Consider the following 14,608-nt stretch of genomic DNA (forward strand, 5'->3'; position numbering starts at 1 on the left):
AGAACAGAGACTTCTTATGCGAGCCACGAGCTTATTGCGTCTCCTGAACCGCACCCTCCCCGCCTTCCTTCCGACGCTGCTGGTCGCCTGTCCCGGCGATACCGGCGACTCGACCGCGAGCGAGCCGAGCGGCGGCACCGACTCGACGGGATCGACCGGCACCACCGAGCCTGTGAGCACCGACCCGACCACCACCGGGCCGACGACCACGAGCCCGGACACCACGACCGACACGACGACCACCGGCACCACTGACCCGACCACCCTCGACACCACCTCCGACACTTCCACCTCCGACACCACCACCGACACCACCGACACGGGCACGAGCACGGAGACCACGGCCGTGGACCCGGGCGAGTGTGTCCCCGGCGAATCGCGGTCCTGTTACGGCGGGCCCGACGGCACCGAGGGTGTCGGCAATTGCGTGGCCGGCCAGCAGCAGTGCGGCGACGATGCGCTGTGGGGCCCGTGCGAGGGCGAGGTCGTGCCGGCGCGCGAGACCTGCGAGGAGATCGGCGACGAGGACTGCGACGGCGTCGACGCCTGTGCGCCTCCCGGCGCGCTCGCGTGGGGAATGACCTTCGGCCAGGGCGGTCACGAGGTCGGCACGCGCGTCGTCTTCGACGCCGCCGGCAACATCGTCGTCGCCGCGTGGGGTACCGGCCCCGTCGACTTCGGCGGCGGGACGCTGAACAACCTCGACCAGGACGTCTTCCTGGCCAAGTTCTCGCCCGCCGGGGACCTGCTGTGGGGCAAGCGCTTCGGCGAAGCCGGCGATCAGGGCGGGGCCGACTACGGGCTCGCGGTCACGCCCGCCGGCCACATCGTGCTGGCGGGCGACTTCGCCGGCGCCATCGACTTCGGCGGCGGGCTGCTGGAGAACGTGACCGCCACGAACGACCTGTTCCTCGTCGAGTTGACCGGCGACGGCGATCACGTGTGGAGCAAGTCGTTCCACGGCGGCGACGCGCTGATCGGGACGAAGAACCTCGTCCTCGCCGACAACGGCGACATCCTGATCACCGGCTTCTTCTTCACCTCGCTCGAGCTCGGCGGCGCTCCGCTGATCGCCGACGACAAGGCCGACGCCTTCGTCGCCCGGTTCACGCCCACCGGCGCGCACGTGTGGAGCCGCCGCTTCGGCGGCAGCGACTATCAGCTCGGCGGCGCCATCGACCTCGACGCGGACGGCAATGCCTACGTGACCGGCTGGTTCTGGGACTCGATCGACGCCGGCACCGGTCCGCTGGTGTCCACCGGCGCCGACGACCTGTTCCTGGCCAAGCTCGACCCCGCGGGCGCCACGGTGTGGGCCAAGCACTTCGGCGACGCGGGCAACCAGCGGGCCCGCGGCCTGGTGGTCGACAGCGGCGGACGCGTCACGATCGCGGGTCCGAACAGGGGCAGCGTCGACTTCGGCGGCGGGCCGCTGGCGGCGCCCCAGGGGTCCGGCTTCCTCGCCCAGTTCGACGGCGACGGCGCACACCTGTGGAGCCGGCTGCTCTGCACTGACGGCTCGAACGCCAGCGACCTCGCTACCGACGGTTTCGACAACCTCATCACCACCGGCAACTTCCTCGACACGTGCGACCTCGACGGCGAGGTGCTGGTGTCCCTCGACCAGTACGACGCCTATCTCGGCAAGTTCAGCCCGCAGGGCCAGCTCGTTTGGGGCAAGCGCTTCGGTGGTCCCGACGCCCAGCTCGGCGCCGGCGTCGCCGGGTCCGCCACGGGCGTCGTGGCCGTCACCGGCACCTTCCTGCAGAGCATCGACCTCGGCCAGGGCATCCTCGTCAGCGAGGGCAACCGCGACGGCTTCCTCGCCGCGTTCGAGCCGTGACGGGACGGCGGACACCACAACGACATGCAGCATTCCCGGCGCCGCGGCCGCGCCATCAGCCGCAGGTGAAGAGATGGTGCAGCTTGCCGCCGTTCTGGCTCTCGGGGAATTTGGCCTTTTTCAATTTGCTGCCGAGACAGTCGACGAAATACGGGTCCGAGATGCCGATCATCTCATGGCTCGCCGTCCCTTCGCTGGTAATGGAGACGACCAGCGTGGCGCTCCGTCCCCGAGGAACTCCCCAATTGAGGCATTCTTTCTCGATCCTCCTGAATATCCCGCTGACGTCACGCTCGGTGAGCACCGCAGGCCGCGGGTCGAGGACCGGAGGCTCGGGCTCCGGCTTGCGCGGCGAGGGCCGAGGCTTCGCAGGGCGGTTAGGCGTCGCAGATTTTTTGGCCTCGCTCGTCTTCTCGATAGACGGACCCGGCGCCGGCTGAGGCGGCGCGAGGGGAGTCGAGGGTGGAGCCGGATCTCCCAGAACCGGGGGAGACGGGCTCTCCGGCGCCGGGGCTAGAGATGGTTCTGGCGCCGAGACTGGCGCAGGTTTGTTGGCAGAGGGTTCCTCGACCTCGACGGAGGGAGCGTCGAGGGCAGCCTCGACCTCCGGAGTCGGACGCGCGGTCACCTGCCATACCACCGCGACAAGGGCCATGGCTGCGGCCAAGGAGCCGGCAACCAGCGAAGTTCGTCCCGGTCCCCGCTTCGCCGGCGTGACCTCGGTGGTCGCGACCGGCCCTCGTCCAGCAGAGATGGCGCCTTTCGGTTTGAGCGGCACCACCCGCGGGCGATCCGTTATGGTGGGAGCCGGCTCGCCGTCCATGGGCGCATTGTCGGCAGGAGGGGTGGTCACCGAGGCAAGCGAACGGACGGCGATCGGAGCGACGGGCGCCGGCGAACTGCTGGGGGGCGGAGTCCGGCCGGCCGGGGTGCTGTCGGCCGGGAGAATGCGCTTGCGTATCAACGTCGGCTCGTGGTCCTCCCTGTCGGTGCTGCTCGACTCCTCGGTGAGACTGACGAGAGTTGCAGCGATTTCCCCGCGCAACGCGGCCATGCTGGGCGTTCGTGAGTTCAATTCCGGCGCGAGCGCGCGTAGCACCAGCGCGTCGACCTCGGCGGGAATCTCTCGGTCGGGGGCGCGCTCGCTGGGAGGCCGCGGGCCGCGTCGGGACTGTTCGACTGCGACCTCGAGGTGAGAGCCACGGAACGGCGTTTCGCCGGTGATGAGCTTGTAGAGCAGGACACCGAGGGCGTAGATGTCGACCCGTGCATCCGGCGGTTCGCCGCGGTACATCTCGGGCGCCATGTACTCGGCGGTCCCCATCCATACACCGGTGGCTGTCTTCGGGACCCGCGCGTCCTTGTCCGCTGCAGCGGTGAATTTGGCGATGCCGAAGTCGAGGACCTTGATGAAATCGGGATCGCCACGCGACGTCGTCCGGACACAATTGGAAGGCTTGATGTCGCGGTGGATGATCCCGCGTGCGTGCGCAGCCTCGAGGGCGGCGGCGACCTGAGCGGTCATTCTCAGGGCGCGTTCCCAGTGAATCACCCCTTCGCGCCGCAGCAGGTCCGCCAGACTCTCGCCCGAGATCGCCTCCATCACCATGTACACGAGGCCAGGCTCCGGGCAGGCGAAGTCCTTGATCTGGACGACGTTATCGTGGCGAATCCGAATAGCGGCCTGAGCCTCCAACAAGAATCGCTCCACCCACTCCGGATCGAAGGCGAAGCGCGGGCTCAGCACTTTCACCGCACAGACCTCACCGAGATACACATGCTCCGCGAGATATACGGCCCCCATACCGCCGACACCGATCAGCTCGAGAAGCCTGTAACGGTTCTCGAAGACCTGCCCGAGCCGGCCCATGGGCTCATCTGTCCGCATTCGTCCCTCCCAGAGTATTCTAACCCCAATGCGGCGGGGTGCGGCTGATCAGGGCGCCGCGCGGATCCGCTTCTTGAAGCGAGCAGATGGCATGAAAACGACGATTCAAGCCAGTGAGCGCACCGCTCCCGTCAATACGTCCGCCGTCCTCGAATCCCCTTCAAGCCCCCAATCTCCCCGCGCAGCCACTTCCCTTCGACGCCCTGGCGTCATCCGGGTCGAACTCGAGCTCGGGCCAGGGATTCGTGCGCGAATTTCCAGCGGTCCAGCGCCCCATCTCGGACATGCTCCGAGGAGCGGAGCCCGCCGCTCGGCTGGCTCTCGAGGCGCACAGGCACGCGCACACGGGCGGCCGGCGGTCCGCGTGCGGACCCCGGTCGATCCTCAAGTGCGGTCGGCGAGGCGCGACCGACTCACGGCCACACGTTGGTGCCCGGCGCCCCGGCGAGCGGGCGGCGGGCGTTGATGATGCAGAAGCGCTGGCCGGTCGGCGCCTCCATCACCACCCAGCGCGGCCCCTTGGCGATTTGCCGGGCGCCGAGGCGCTCGAGCCGGGCGACCTCGGCCGGCTGATCGTCGGTCTCGATGTCGAGGTGGAGGCGGCTCGCATGACTGACCCGCTGGACCTCGATGTGCAGGTCGCGAGCGCTGGCGTCGAGCACCGCGTACCCGTTGCCGTCGTCGCCCTCGGAGGCCATGCCGAGCGCGCGACTCCAGAACGCGGCGGCGTCGTCGGGCGGGGTGTCCTGACAATCGATGATGAATCCGGCGAGGCGGCTGTGGTGCATCGCCCGGGTGTACCAGAGTCGGCGACGCGTCGACCACCGGCCGGGCGCGAGCTACTGCTTTGATCGGCGAGCGGGCTCGACAGGCCGCGGCTCAGCGACGGTGCCCGTAATAAAACCGCGGGAAGGCGCGGGCCTGAAACTCGGCGATCAGGTCGCGCGGGAAGAACGGCAAGGTGTGCAGCTCGGCCAGGGGGACCCAGACGAGGCCGATCTGCGACGGATCGGGCGCGAGCATCTGCAGGGTCTGGCCGGGCAGCAGGCGGCCGTACACGAACACCTCGACCTGATGAAAGCCGCGCGGCAAGTTGGTGACGGTCAGGCGGTCGGCGATGATCTCGCGGATGAAGGCGACCGCGCCGAACTCGGCCTGCACGCCGAGCTCCTCGCGCAGCTCGCGGTGAAAGGCCTCCTCGATCGTCTCGTTCTCGTCGACCCCGCCGCCGGGGGTCACGTACCACGACTCGTTCGCGTCCTGGAATTGCTCGAGCAAGATCTTGTCGTCCTCGATGAGGATGGCGCGGACGGCGAGACGCGGCATGGCGAGACCTACGATACCCGCTCGCCGCTCACGACGGTACCGGTGATGGCCCATCTTTGAATGACACTCGGCGCCCGGCGCCGCGACCCGGCGATGAATTTCGGGCGGTGGGCAGGCCGTCGGTCACGGCGGTGGCGTCGCGGGTCATCGGTCGCGCAGAGAGAGGCTCAAGGCGTCGTCGTTCCACCGGAACGAAGCCCGCGGCAGACGGCGAGCCTCACGCGCGCGCTCGACGGCCGCGCTTGCTCGCCGGGCGCGGGCTCGCCAGCGCGGCGATCACCAGCTCGCGGAACGCCCGCGCCCCCGCGTCGAGGTGCGTGCGCTCGTGCCACACCAGGTCGATCGAGAACGCCATCGGCGGGCCCGGCAGCGCCAGCGGCGTGAGCGGCAGGACGGGCGCCAGCGCCTCGGCGACCCGGCGCGGCAGGCCGCACGCGTAGTCGGAGTTGGCGGCGACCACCGCGGCGGCGAGGAAGCTCGGCACCACCACCGCGACGTCGAACGCGAGACGCTCGCCGGCCAGCCACGCCCGCGCCGCGCGGTGACCGATGCCGCCGCGGCCGAGCGCGAGATGGATGTCGACGTGACGCAGCGACGCCCACACCTCGCGCGTGACCGGCTTGCCGGCGGCCGGGTGACCTTGGCGGACCAGCAGCACACCTGCCTCTTCGTACAGGTGATGCGAATGCTGCCCGGACTGCGGCGCGGTGGCGGGAGCGACCGCCGCGTCGACCTCGCCGCCCGCGAGCCCGCCCACCGCCTCGAAGTGATCGATGCTGACGATCCGCAGCTGCGCCCGCGGCATCGCGGCCGCGAACGCCCGGGCCACCCGCGGGAGGTCGCAGATCTGGTGGGCGTCGGACAGCGCGAGCGCGAAGCTGCGGGTGGTGGTGGCCGGGTCGAACCGCTCGTTGCCGGCGACCACGCGCTCGAGCTCGCGGACCGCCGCGCGCAGGTGCGGCGCCAGCTCGAGCGCCCGCGGCGTCGGCACCAGCCCGCGCCCGCTGCGGACCACCAGCGGGTCGCCGAGCTGCGCCCGCAGCTTGGCCAGCGAGTTGCTGACCGCTGACGGCGTGACGTGCAGCCGCCGCGCCGCCGCGGCCGCGCTGCGCTCGACGAGCACGGTGTGGAGCACGAGAAGCAGGTTGAGGTCGAGCGCCGCGATGTTCACTACCAGTGATGTTTACCGTCACGATTCGTCACTTGCAATGATTGTCGTGGGAGCGAATCCTCGCGCTCAGGAGGTGCGAAGTGACAATTTCGATGCGTGCGCCGCTCCAGCGAGCGCTGGTGGTCGGCGGCGGGGTGGCCGGGCCGACCGTGGCGATGTTCCTGCGTCGGCTCGGGGTCCAGGTCGCGGTGCTGGAGGCCCGCAGCGAGGCGGCCGGCGACGCCGGGGCGTTCCTCGGCCTGGCGCCCAACGGGCTGCAGGTGCTGGCGGAGCTGGGCCTGGGCGCGGAGGTCCGCGCTCGCGGAGCGGCGTGCGCGGGGCTGCGGTTCCTCAACGCCCGCGGCCGCTGCATCGGCGAGATCGATCACCGCGACCACGCGCAGCGGTTCGGCGCGCAGATGGTGATGATCCGCCGCGCCGAGCTGCACCGGACGCTGATGGCAGCGGCCACCGAGCGCGGCGCCGACTGTCGCTTCGACGCCAGGGTCGTGGCGCTCGCCGAGCGGCCCGGCGAGGTCGTCGCGCGGCTCGAGAGCGGCGAGGCGCTGGCGGCCGACGTCCTGCTCGGCTGCGACGGCGTGCGCTCGCGCGTGCGGGCGCTGGCGCTGCCGTCATCGCCGGCGCCCGCCTTCACCGGCCTGTGCGACATCGGCGGCTTCGCCCGCTGCCCCGGCGCGCCGCTGGAGCCCGGGTGGACCGTGATGACCTTCGGCCGCCGCGCCTTCTTCGGCGCGTTCGCGGCGCCCGGCGGCGAGGTGTGGTGGTTCCACAACAACGGGGCGCGCGAGACGATGCAGGTCGTCGACCCCGAGCAGCGGCGCGCGTCGATCCTGGCCCTGCACGCCGGCGACCCGCCGTGGATCGCCGACGTCGTGCGCGCGACGCCGACGCTGCTCGGCCCGTGGGCGCTCCACGACATCATGACCCTGCCGCGCTGGCACGCCGGCCGCGTGTGCCTGCTCGGCGACGCTGCCCACGCGACGTCGCCGTCGGCCGGCCAGGGCGCCTCGCTGGCGCTCGAGGACGCCCTGGTGCTGGCGCGGTGCCTCCGCGACGCCGCCGATCCTCCGGCCGCCTTCGCCCGCTTCGAGCAAGAGCGCCGCGTCCGCGTCGAGGCCGTCGTCCGCCAGGCGCGTAAGAACGGCGACGGCAAGGCCCCCGCAGGCCCGCTGGCGGCCTGGTTCCGCGACCGCATGCTGCCGCTGTTCCTCCGCCTCGGCGCCGCCGCGCAGGCGCGCTTCTACGAGCACCGCGTCGAGTGGTCACCGCCGGCGGAGTGACGCCGGCGAGCGGCGGAGGAACACGTCCTCGGGGACGGCCAGCCGTGACCTCAGGACCCCGGGGACAAGCGCGGAAGGCAGCCGCCGCCACGACCACCTGTCCTCGGGGACACACGCCAGAAACCCCTCGAACGCATGCCCGCGAGACGACGCGCCGAAGGTCGCCGCGAGCGCGACGACATGTCCTCGGAGACATGCGAGGAAGCTACAGCCGCTGCAATCACCTGTCCTCGGGGACATGATCCGAAGACTGCCGCAAGCGCCCCCCTATGTCCTCGAGGACATCCTCGTCAGCCGCCGGCAGGACCCCATGTCCTCGGGGACATGCGAGGAGGGCAAACACCGAGGCTCTGACGGCATGCCCCTTACGACATGTCCTTTCCGATCCCCCTTGTAAAAACCGTCACGCCCGCCGCAGCGCCCGGCGGTAGGCCTGGGGCGCGGTGCCGCGGGCGCGGACGAACGCGCGGGTGAACGCGGGCTCGCTGGCGTAGCCGACGCGGGCGGCGATCGCCTTGATCGGCGCGTCGGTGGTCGCGAGCAGGCTGGCGGCGCGGTCGAGGCGCAGGCGGCGGAGGTAGCTGCCGACCGGCTCGCCGAGCAGCGCGGTGGTGCGGGCGGCCAGCACCGAGCGCGACATCCCGACCTGGGCCGCCAGCTCGCCGAGCTCCCACGGCTTCTCGGGCTCGGCGCGCAGGCGCAGCAGCGCGGCGACAAGTCGGTCGTCGCGCAGCGCCTCGGCCCCCGGCAGCGACGCGCTCTCGGCCCGCAGCGCCTGGGCGAACAGCGCCTGCGCCCACGAGGCGGTGATCGTCTCGCGCAGCGCCGGCGACAGCGCGCGGGCCCGGCCGAGCAGCGCCAGAGTGTCCGCCAGCCAGCGCCCGAGCTCGCGGTCGTCGCGGGTGATGTGCACGACCGCCGGCAGCAGCGACAGCCACGGCGCGTCGGCGTGATCGATCTGCAGGTCGACCGTCACCAAAGTGGTCGTCGGCGTCGCCTCGCTGGCCCACGCGTCGGCCGCAGTCTGCTGCATGCCCACGCAGGCGCTGCCGTCGCGCGGCACCAGCGTCGCGGCGCTGTCGCGGATCACGTGCTCGTCGGCGCGCGGCAGGAAGGCCAGCTCACCTGGCCCGAGAGACATGCGCGCCCCGGCCACCTCCAGCTCGCCCCCGCCGTGCAGCGCGGCGTACAGCTTGGCGCTGCCGCGGCTGGCCCGGCGGTGCTTGCCCCACCGCCCGCCGAGCTCGAGGCTGGTGACCTCGCTGCCGAGGACGACGAGGGAGCGCGCCAGGGCGTCGAGCTCGGTCATCGCCCCGGAGCATAACCCACGCGGGCGCGAGCCGGCCGAAACCGGCCCGCAGCTGGCACCTCGGCCGATCCGGACGCGCGGATCGGCGATCCGGACGCGCGGTGCAGCCGCCCGAACTAGCTTGGCCGGCATGCAACACCCCGACACCGAACCCATGCGCGCCGCCGCAGCGCTCGCGGCGCACCTCGAGTGGATCGCCCGCGACATCGAGCGCTGGCTGCAGCTGTTCGCCGACGACGCAGTCGTCGAGTTCCCCTACGCCGTCCGCCTCGGGATGCCGCCGCGGCTCGCGGGCAAGCCGGCGATCGCGGCCTACTTCCGGCGCACGCCGGCGGTCTTCCGCGACCTGCGATTCTCCGACCTGCGCGTGTACCCCACCACCGATCCCGACGTGATCCTCGCCGAGGTCCACGGCTCGGCCACCCTCGCCCCCACCGGCGAGGCCTACGAGCAGGACTACGTGATGATCCTCGAGTGCAAGGACGGGCGGATCGTCCGCTACCGCGAATACTGGGACCCGACCGCGACCAGCAGCTTCCGCCAGGGCAGCGTCCGCGACGCGCTGGGAGGTGAGTGATGCGCGTGCTCGTCACCGGCGGCACCGGCAAGACCGGCAGCGCGGTCGCTCGCGGCCTGCGGGCCCGCGACGTCGCGGTCACGATCGGCAGCCGCGCTCCTCGCGGCCCCGATCAGGTCCGCTTCGACTGGGCCGACCCATCCACCCATGACGCCGCCCTGGCAGGCGTCGACGCCGTCTACCTGGTCGCGCCCGCGATGGTCCCCGACCCGGAGCGGCTCATGGTGCCGTTCATCGACCGCGCCATCGCCCGCGGCGTGCGGCGCTTCGTGCTGCTCAGCTCGTCGGCCATCGACGCCCGCGCGCCCGGCCTCGGCGCGGTGCATGCGGCCCTGCGAGCGCGCGCGCCGGAGTGGACCGTCCTACGCCCGTCGTGGTTCATGGCGAACTTCGTCGACCCGCAGCACGCGATCGGCAGCGGCATCCGCAGCGAGCGCGCCTTCGTCAGCGCCAGCGGCCAGGGCCGGGTCGGCTTCATCGATCCGGAGGACATCGCCGCTGTCGCAGTGGCGACATTGCTCGCGCCGGCCGACGCGGACCTCATCCTCACCGGCCCCGAGGCGCTGTCCTACGACGAGGCGGCGGCGATCCTCTCGGAGGTGCTCGGCGAGCCCGTCGTGCATCGGGCGATCTCGGTCGACGAGTGGTGCGCCCGCCTCACCGCCGCGGGCATGCCGGCCGAATACGCGGCGATGCTCGGCGCGCTCGAGCAGGCGATCGCCGGCGGGGCGGAAGACCGCGTGACCGACGAGGTCCTGCGCCGCACGGGCCGGCCACCGCGCTCGCTGCGGGAGTTCGCCCGCGCGGCGTTCGCCTCGTGAGCGGGCGCTTGCCCACCAAGTCCGGTACCCAACCACGGTTGGGGACGCCAACCAGCCCTGCGTCTCGGAGTGACGCAACCCCGGGAAAGAGCCCCGACAGACGTGGCACGACGCTTGCCTAGGCCCGGCGCATCATGTCAAGCCGCGCCCGCCTCTATCCGCTCCTCACGCTCTGCACCCTGCTGGGTTGCTCCCTGCCCGCCGAACCGGGCGACGCCACCGCCGCGTTGGACGAATCGACGAGCGACGCGAGCTCGAGCACCGGGGCCGAAGAGTCATCGATCACCGAATCGATCCTCACCTCGACGAGCTCGAAAGACACCACCAGCGACACCGCCGGGGACGAGGCCGACATTCCTCTCGCCACGCCGTACCTCTATGTCGACTATTCGCCGATCAAGCGCTACGAATTTTCGTGGAAGCCGATCGCCGGCGCCGAGTACTATCAGTTGCTCGAGCGTCCCTACCCGGAGGACGGCGGTTGGTCGCAGCTCGGCAGCGATCTGGCCGGCACCTCGACCACCATGTCGATGCCGCTCCACCTGCGGCTATCGGCGGCATATAAGCTCCGCGTCTGCAACCAGGCCGGCTGCAAGGAGTCGGATCCCGTTCAGGTCGACCCGGGATTCGACGGCGCGATCGGCTACTTCAAGGCCTCCAACGCCGAGAGCGAAGACTACTTCGGCCACAGGCTCGCCATCTCGGCCGACGGCACCACCATGGTCGTCGCGGCCCCGGGTGAGGACAGCGGTGCGCACGGCGTCAACGGCGACGAACTCCACAATTACGCCCCGAACAGCGGGGCGGCCTACGTCTTCGTGCGCGAGGGCGACGGGTGGAAGCAGCAGGCCTATCTCAAGTCCTTCAACGTGGACGCCGACGACGAGTTCGGCGCAGTCGCCATCTCTGCGAACGGCGACACCATCGCTGTCGGCGCGCGTTATGAGGACAGCGCGGCGACGGGCGTCGGAGGTGACCGCAAAGACGACAGCGCGGAGGATTCCGGCGCGGTCTACGTGTTCGAGCGCAAGGCCGGAGCGTGGTCCCAGACCGCATACGTCAAGGCGCTCAACACCCAGCCGTTCGCCGAATTCGGCGCGGCGCTGGCGCTGTCCCCCGCCGGCGACATCCTCGTCGTCGGCGCGCCCAGGGAAAACAGCGCCGCGACGGGGGTCGACGGCGATCCCTGGCTGGGCGCAGTCGACAAGGCCGGCGCGGTCTATGTCTATTCCCACGAGAATGGTCAATGGGCCCACCGCACATACCTGAAGGCGTCCAACACGGGCCAGTCGGACCAGTTCGGCTCGGCCCTCGCGCTCTCCGCCGACGGCAACACGCTCGCCGTGAGCGCGCCATGGGAGAGCGGCAAATCCGCGGGCGTCAACGGCGATCAATCCGACGGGGCGACGTACTCGGGCGCCGTCTACATGTTCACCCAGCAGGACGGCGCCTGGTCGCAGCAAGCGTACATCAAGGCTTCGAATCCGCAGCAGTTCGATACCTTCGGTTATGCGATCGCGCTCTCGAGCGACGGCGACACGCTGGCCGTCGGGGCGCCCTGCGAGTCTTCTGCCGCGACCGAGCTCGACGGTGACCAGGCGAACGACGACACACCGAGCGCGGGGGCCGTCTACCTCTTCTCGCGTCAGGGGCAGGCCTGGCAGCAAGACGCGTACGTCAAGGCCCCGAACCCGGGAGAATGGGCCGTGTTCGGAGCGTCCGTCGCGCTGTCCGGAGACGGCGGAATTCTCGTCGCCGGCTCCCCGGGCGAGGAGGGCGGCGGCGTGGGCAGCTTCGCCGAGTTCTTCGGAAAAACCCAGCCGACTCCGGCGCCGCCCACGTGTTCACGCGCGTGGTCGGCACCTGGACTCACCGGCGTTACCTCAAGGCCCCGAACTCTCGCAGTGACTACCAGTTCGGCTCGGCCGTGGGCATCACGGCCGACGGTCGCGACCTGGTGATCGCCGCTCCTGGCGAGGCGAGCACCGCGACCGGCATCGGCGGCAACCAGCGTGGCAAGCCCGGCACCGAGGTCGGCGCGGTGTATATGTATTGACGGCCATCGAAATGACTGGCATCCGGACATGGCCACGCCCGACATTCATGGTCGGGCGTGGCCATTGTCACGTGCACTCGAGGGCCGCCTCGACGGCGCGCGCCCTCGGCGACGGTGAGATTCGCCTGCGTGGTGACGACCTCCGAACCCGGCGCCGGCGGCAGCGTCCGAAGAACGGCGATGCCAGGCGTGCGCGGGTCGAGATACCCGGCGCCTCGGACCCCTGCCAGGCCGCACCCAAGTCCGGTACCCAACCGCGGTTGGGAGCGCCAACTCGGCCTGCCCTGCCGGGCGATGCAACCCTCGAAAACCCAGCACCAGCGACCTGGCACGGCGCTTGCCTTGGCCTCGCCCGTCATGTCAAGCCGCGCCCGTCTCTATCCGCTCCTCACGCTCTGCACCCTGCTGGGTTGCCCCATGCCCGCCGAACCGGGCGACGCCACCGCCACAATGGACGAATCGACGAGCGACGCGAGCTCGAGCACTGGGGCCGAAGAATCGTCGACCGGCGAGTCGTTCCCCACGACGCTCGCGGAAGAGCCCACCAGTTCCAGCAGCACCAGCGACACCACCGGCACCGGAGATGACGCCGAGCTCCCTCCGGCCGCCCCGAGCCTCTCCATCGACTACTCGCCGATCAAGCAATTCGACTTCTTGTGGGCTCCGGTCGCCGGCGCCGAATATTATCAGCTGCTCGAGCGCCCCTATCCCGAGATCCCCGGCTGGTCGCAGCTCGGAGGCGACCTCCTCGAGGCCTCGATCACCCTGTCGATGCCGATCCACCTGCGTCTCGCGGCCGAATATTCGGTCCGCGCGTGCAACCAGGCCGGCTGCAGCCAGTCGGAGCCCGTCCAGGTCGACCCGGGGGTCGACGGCGCCATCGGCTACTTCAAGGCCTCCAACGCGGAGGGCGGCGACTACTTCGGCCTCAGCCTCGCCATCTCGGCCGACGGCGCGACCATGGTCGTGGGAGCCCCGTTCGAGGACAGCGGCGCCCACGGTATCGACGCCGAGCAGTCCGACAATTCGAGCGTCCATAGCGGCGCCGCGTACGTGTTCGTGCGCGAGGGCGACACGTGGAAGCAGCAGGCATATCTCAAGTCTTTCAACGGGGACGTGGAAGACCGATTCGGCGAGGTCGCCATCTCCGGGAATGGCGATACTATCGCGGTCGGCGCCATGTATGAGAGCAGCGCGGCGACGGGCATCGACGGCGATCCAAGCGACAACAGCGGGCTTGATTCGGGGGCTGTCTACGTGTTCGAACGCAAGGGCAGCGCATGGTCGCAGACTGCGTACATCAAGGCGAGCAACACCCAGTCCTACGCCAATTTCGGGCGGCGCGTGGCGCTCTCCGTCGACGGCAACACCCTCGCGGTCGGCGCTCCGAACGAAAGCAGCGCCGCGACGGGCGTCGACCGCAATCCCTGGAAAGGCATCATCGAGGACTCCGGAGCGGCCTATGTCTATTCGCGTAACGGCGGCAGCTGGGAGCAACGCGCTTATCTCAAGGCATCCAACACGGGCGAGTCAGACAACTTTGGGAGCGCGCTCGCGCTCTCCGCCGACGGCACGACCCTCGCCGTGGCTGCGCCGAATGAAGAGAGCAAGTCCGCGGGGATCAACGGCGATCAAAACGACAACTCGCTGGAATCCGGCGCGGTCTACATGTTCACCCTGGAGGACGGCGCCTGGTCACAGCAAGCGTACATTAAGGCGTCGAACCCAGGCAAATCGGATTCGTTCGGCTTTACCGTCGCGCTCGCTAGCGATGGCGACACACTGGCAGTCGGGGCGCCCTCGAAGGATCTGGCCGCCACCGAGGTCGACGGGGACCAGCCGAACGGCGCGGCGAACGCCGGGGCCCTCTACGTCTTCTCGCGCCAGGGACACGCGTGGCAGCAGGAAGCCAATTTGAAGGCACCGAACGCGAAGGAAGGGGACTACTTTGCAGGTGCAATCGCGCTGTCCGGAGACGGAAGCATCCTCGTCGCAGGAGCCTCGGGCGAGGACGGCGACGAAACCGGCAGCTTCGCCGACCCCTTGGCCCAGGCCGGAAATAGCTCCGGCGCCGCCTACGTATTCACGCGCGTGGCCGGTACTTGGACGCACCGGCGCTACCTCAAGGCGCCGAACTCCCACAATGACTGCCAATTCGGCGCGGAGGTCGGACTCACCGCCGACGGCACCACGCTGGTGATCGGGACGGCGATCGAGCAGAGCAGCGCCACCGGGATCGGCGGCGATCAACACGCTCTGACAGGCGCCCAGATCGGCGCGGTGTACATGTATTGACGGGGCCCGTCGCGCGATGTGCTGAACGCTCGGGATGAGGCT

The 14,608-nt window shown here is 70.4% G+C and carries 12 protein-coding genes; 7 read left to right on the forward strand and 5 right to left on the reverse strand.

What is annotated here, in order from left to right; genetic code table 11:
- Positions 1 to 16 precede the first annotated feature (16 nt).
- Entirely contained in the window at positions 17 to 1,843 is a 1,827-nt protein-coding gene (locus tag OV090_RS38125; protein ID WP_267709698.1) for an SBBP repeat-containing protein, read from the forward strand.
- Positions 1,844 to 1,898: 55 nt separating this feature from the next.
- On the opposite strand, the gene OV090_RS38130 is transcribed toward OV090_RS38125, so the two are convergent.
- The 4 genes from OV090_RS38130 to OV090_RS38145 all read right to left on the reverse strand — a co-directional run bounded on the left by OV090_RS38130 (position 1,899) and on the right by OV090_RS38145 (position 6,228).
- The gene (locus OV090_RS38130) at positions 1,899 to 3,713 is read right to left on the reverse strand and encodes a serine/threonine protein kinase (protein WP_267709700.1); all 1,815 of its coding nucleotides are present in this window, start codon (positions 3,711 to 3,713) and stop codon (positions 1,899 to 1,901) included.
- A gap of 431 nt (positions 3,714 to 4,144) precedes the next feature.
- Positions 4,145 to 4,519 (reverse strand): VOC family protein, encoded by a 375-nt coding sequence (locus tag OV090_RS38135; protein WP_267709702.1) that lies wholly within the window; start codon positions 4,517 to 4,519, stop codon positions 4,145 to 4,147.
- Between the two features lie 91 nt (positions 4,520 to 4,610).
- On the reverse strand, positions 4,611 to 5,057 hold the full coding sequence (locus OV090_RS38140; RefSeq protein ID WP_267709704.1) for an NUDIX domain-containing protein: 447 nt from the start codon (positions 5,055 to 5,057) through the stop codon (positions 4,611 to 4,613).
- Between the two features lie 217 nt (positions 5,058 to 5,274).
- Positions 5,275 to 6,228: a LysR family transcriptional regulator gene (locus tag OV090_RS38145; RefSeq protein WP_267709706.1), complete on the reverse strand. Its 954-nt coding sequence runs from the start codon at positions 6,226 to 6,228 to the stop codon at positions 5,275 to 5,277.
- Positions 6,229 to 6,320: 92 nt separating this feature from the next.
- On the opposite strand from OV090_RS38145, the gene OV090_RS38150 reads away from it, so the two are divergent.
- A complete protein-coding gene (locus OV090_RS38150; protein ID WP_267709708.1) occupies positions 6,321 to 7,508 on the forward strand; it encodes an NAD(P)/FAD-dependent oxidoreductase in 1,188 nt (395 codons plus the stop codon).
- Positions 7,509 to 7,911: 403 nt separating this feature from the next.
- Here the strand turns inward: OV090_RS38150 and OV090_RS38155 are convergent, their stop codons facing one another.
- On the reverse strand, positions 7,912 to 8,817 hold the full coding sequence (locus OV090_RS38155) for an AraC family transcriptional regulator (protein ID WP_267709710.1): 906 nt from the start codon (positions 8,815 to 8,817) through the stop codon (positions 7,912 to 7,914).
- A gap of 130 nt (positions 8,818 to 8,947) precedes the next feature.
- Here OV090_RS38155 and OV090_RS38160 point away from each other — a divergent pair, with 130 nt between their 5' ends.
- The 5 genes from OV090_RS38160 (at position 8,948) to OV090_RS38180 (ending at position 14,566) form a co-directional block, all read left to right on the forward strand.
- Entirely contained in the window at positions 8,948 to 9,394 is a 447-nt protein-coding gene (locus tag OV090_RS38160; RefSeq protein WP_267709713.1) for a nuclear transport factor 2 family protein, read from the forward strand.
- A complete protein-coding gene (locus tag OV090_RS38165) occupies positions 9,394 to 10,215 on the forward strand; it encodes an NAD(P)H-binding protein (RefSeq protein WP_267709714.1) in 822 nt (273 codons plus the stop codon). Before OV090_RS38160 ends, OV090_RS38165 begins: the two co-directional genes overlap by 1 nt.
- 134 nt (positions 10,216 to 10,349) lie before the next feature.
- Positions 10,350 to 12,176: a hypothetical protein gene (locus tag OV090_RS38170; protein WP_267709715.1), complete on the forward strand. Its 1,827-nt coding sequence runs from the start codon at positions 10,350 to 10,352 to the stop codon at positions 12,174 to 12,176.
- A complete protein-coding gene (locus OV090_RS38175; protein ID WP_267709716.1) occupies positions 12,143 to 12,271 on the forward strand; it encodes a hypothetical protein in 129 nt (42 codons plus the stop codon). The genes OV090_RS38170 and OV090_RS38175 overlap by 34 nt, the downstream gene beginning before the upstream one ends.
- 357 nt (positions 12,272 to 12,628) lie before the next feature.
- Complete coding sequence (locus tag OV090_RS38180) at positions 12,629 to 14,566, forward strand: FG-GAP repeat protein (protein WP_267709717.1); 1,938 nt, start codon at positions 12,629 to 12,631, stop codon at positions 14,564 to 14,566.
- The last annotated feature ends 42 nt before the right edge of the window (positions 14,567 to 14,608 follow it).

It is taken from the genome of Nannocystis sp. RBIL2 (genome assembly GCF_026626745.1).
Lineage (GTDB): Bacteria > Myxococcota_A > Polyangia > Nannocystales > Nannocystaceae > Nannocystis.

Coding starts and splice junctions, on each gene's coding strand:
- OV090_RS38140 (WP_267709704.1), bottom strand. CDS start 5,057: ATGCCGCGTCTCGCCGTCCGCGCCATCCTCATCGAGGACGACAAGATC.
- OV090_RS38170 (WP_267709715.1), top strand. CDS start 10,350: ATGTCAAGCCGCGCCCGCCTCTATCCGCTCCTCACGCTCTGCACCCTG.
- OV090_RS38150 (WP_267709708.1), top strand. CDS start 6,321: ATGCGTGCGCCGCTCCAGCGAGCGCTGGTGGTCGGCGGCGGGGTGGCC.
- OV090_RS38165 (WP_267709714.1), top strand. CDS start 9,394: ATGCGCGTGCTCGTCACCGGCGGCACCGGCAAGACCGGCAGCGCGGTC.
- OV090_RS38130 (WP_267709700.1), bottom strand. CDS start 3,713: ATGGGCCGGCTCGGGCAGGTCTTCGAGAACCGTTACAGGCTTCTCGAG.
- OV090_RS38135 (WP_267709702.1), bottom strand. CDS start 4,519: ATGCACCACAGCCGCCTCGCCGGATTCATCATCGATTGTCAGGACACC.
- OV090_RS38125 (WP_267709698.1), top strand. CDS start 17: ATGCGAGCCACGAGCTTATTGCGTCTCCTGAACCGCACCCTCCCCGCC.
- OV090_RS38160 (WP_267709713.1), top strand. CDS start 8,948: ATGCAACACCCCGACACCGAACCCATGCGCGCCGCCGCAGCGCTCGCG.
- OV090_RS38180 (WP_267709717.1), top strand. CDS start 12,629: ATGTCAAGCCGCGCCCGTCTCTATCCGCTCCTCACGCTCTGCACCCTG.
- OV090_RS38155 (WP_267709710.1), bottom strand. CDS start 8,817: ATGACCGAGCTCGACGCCCTGGCGCGCTCCCTCGTCGTCCTCGGCAGC.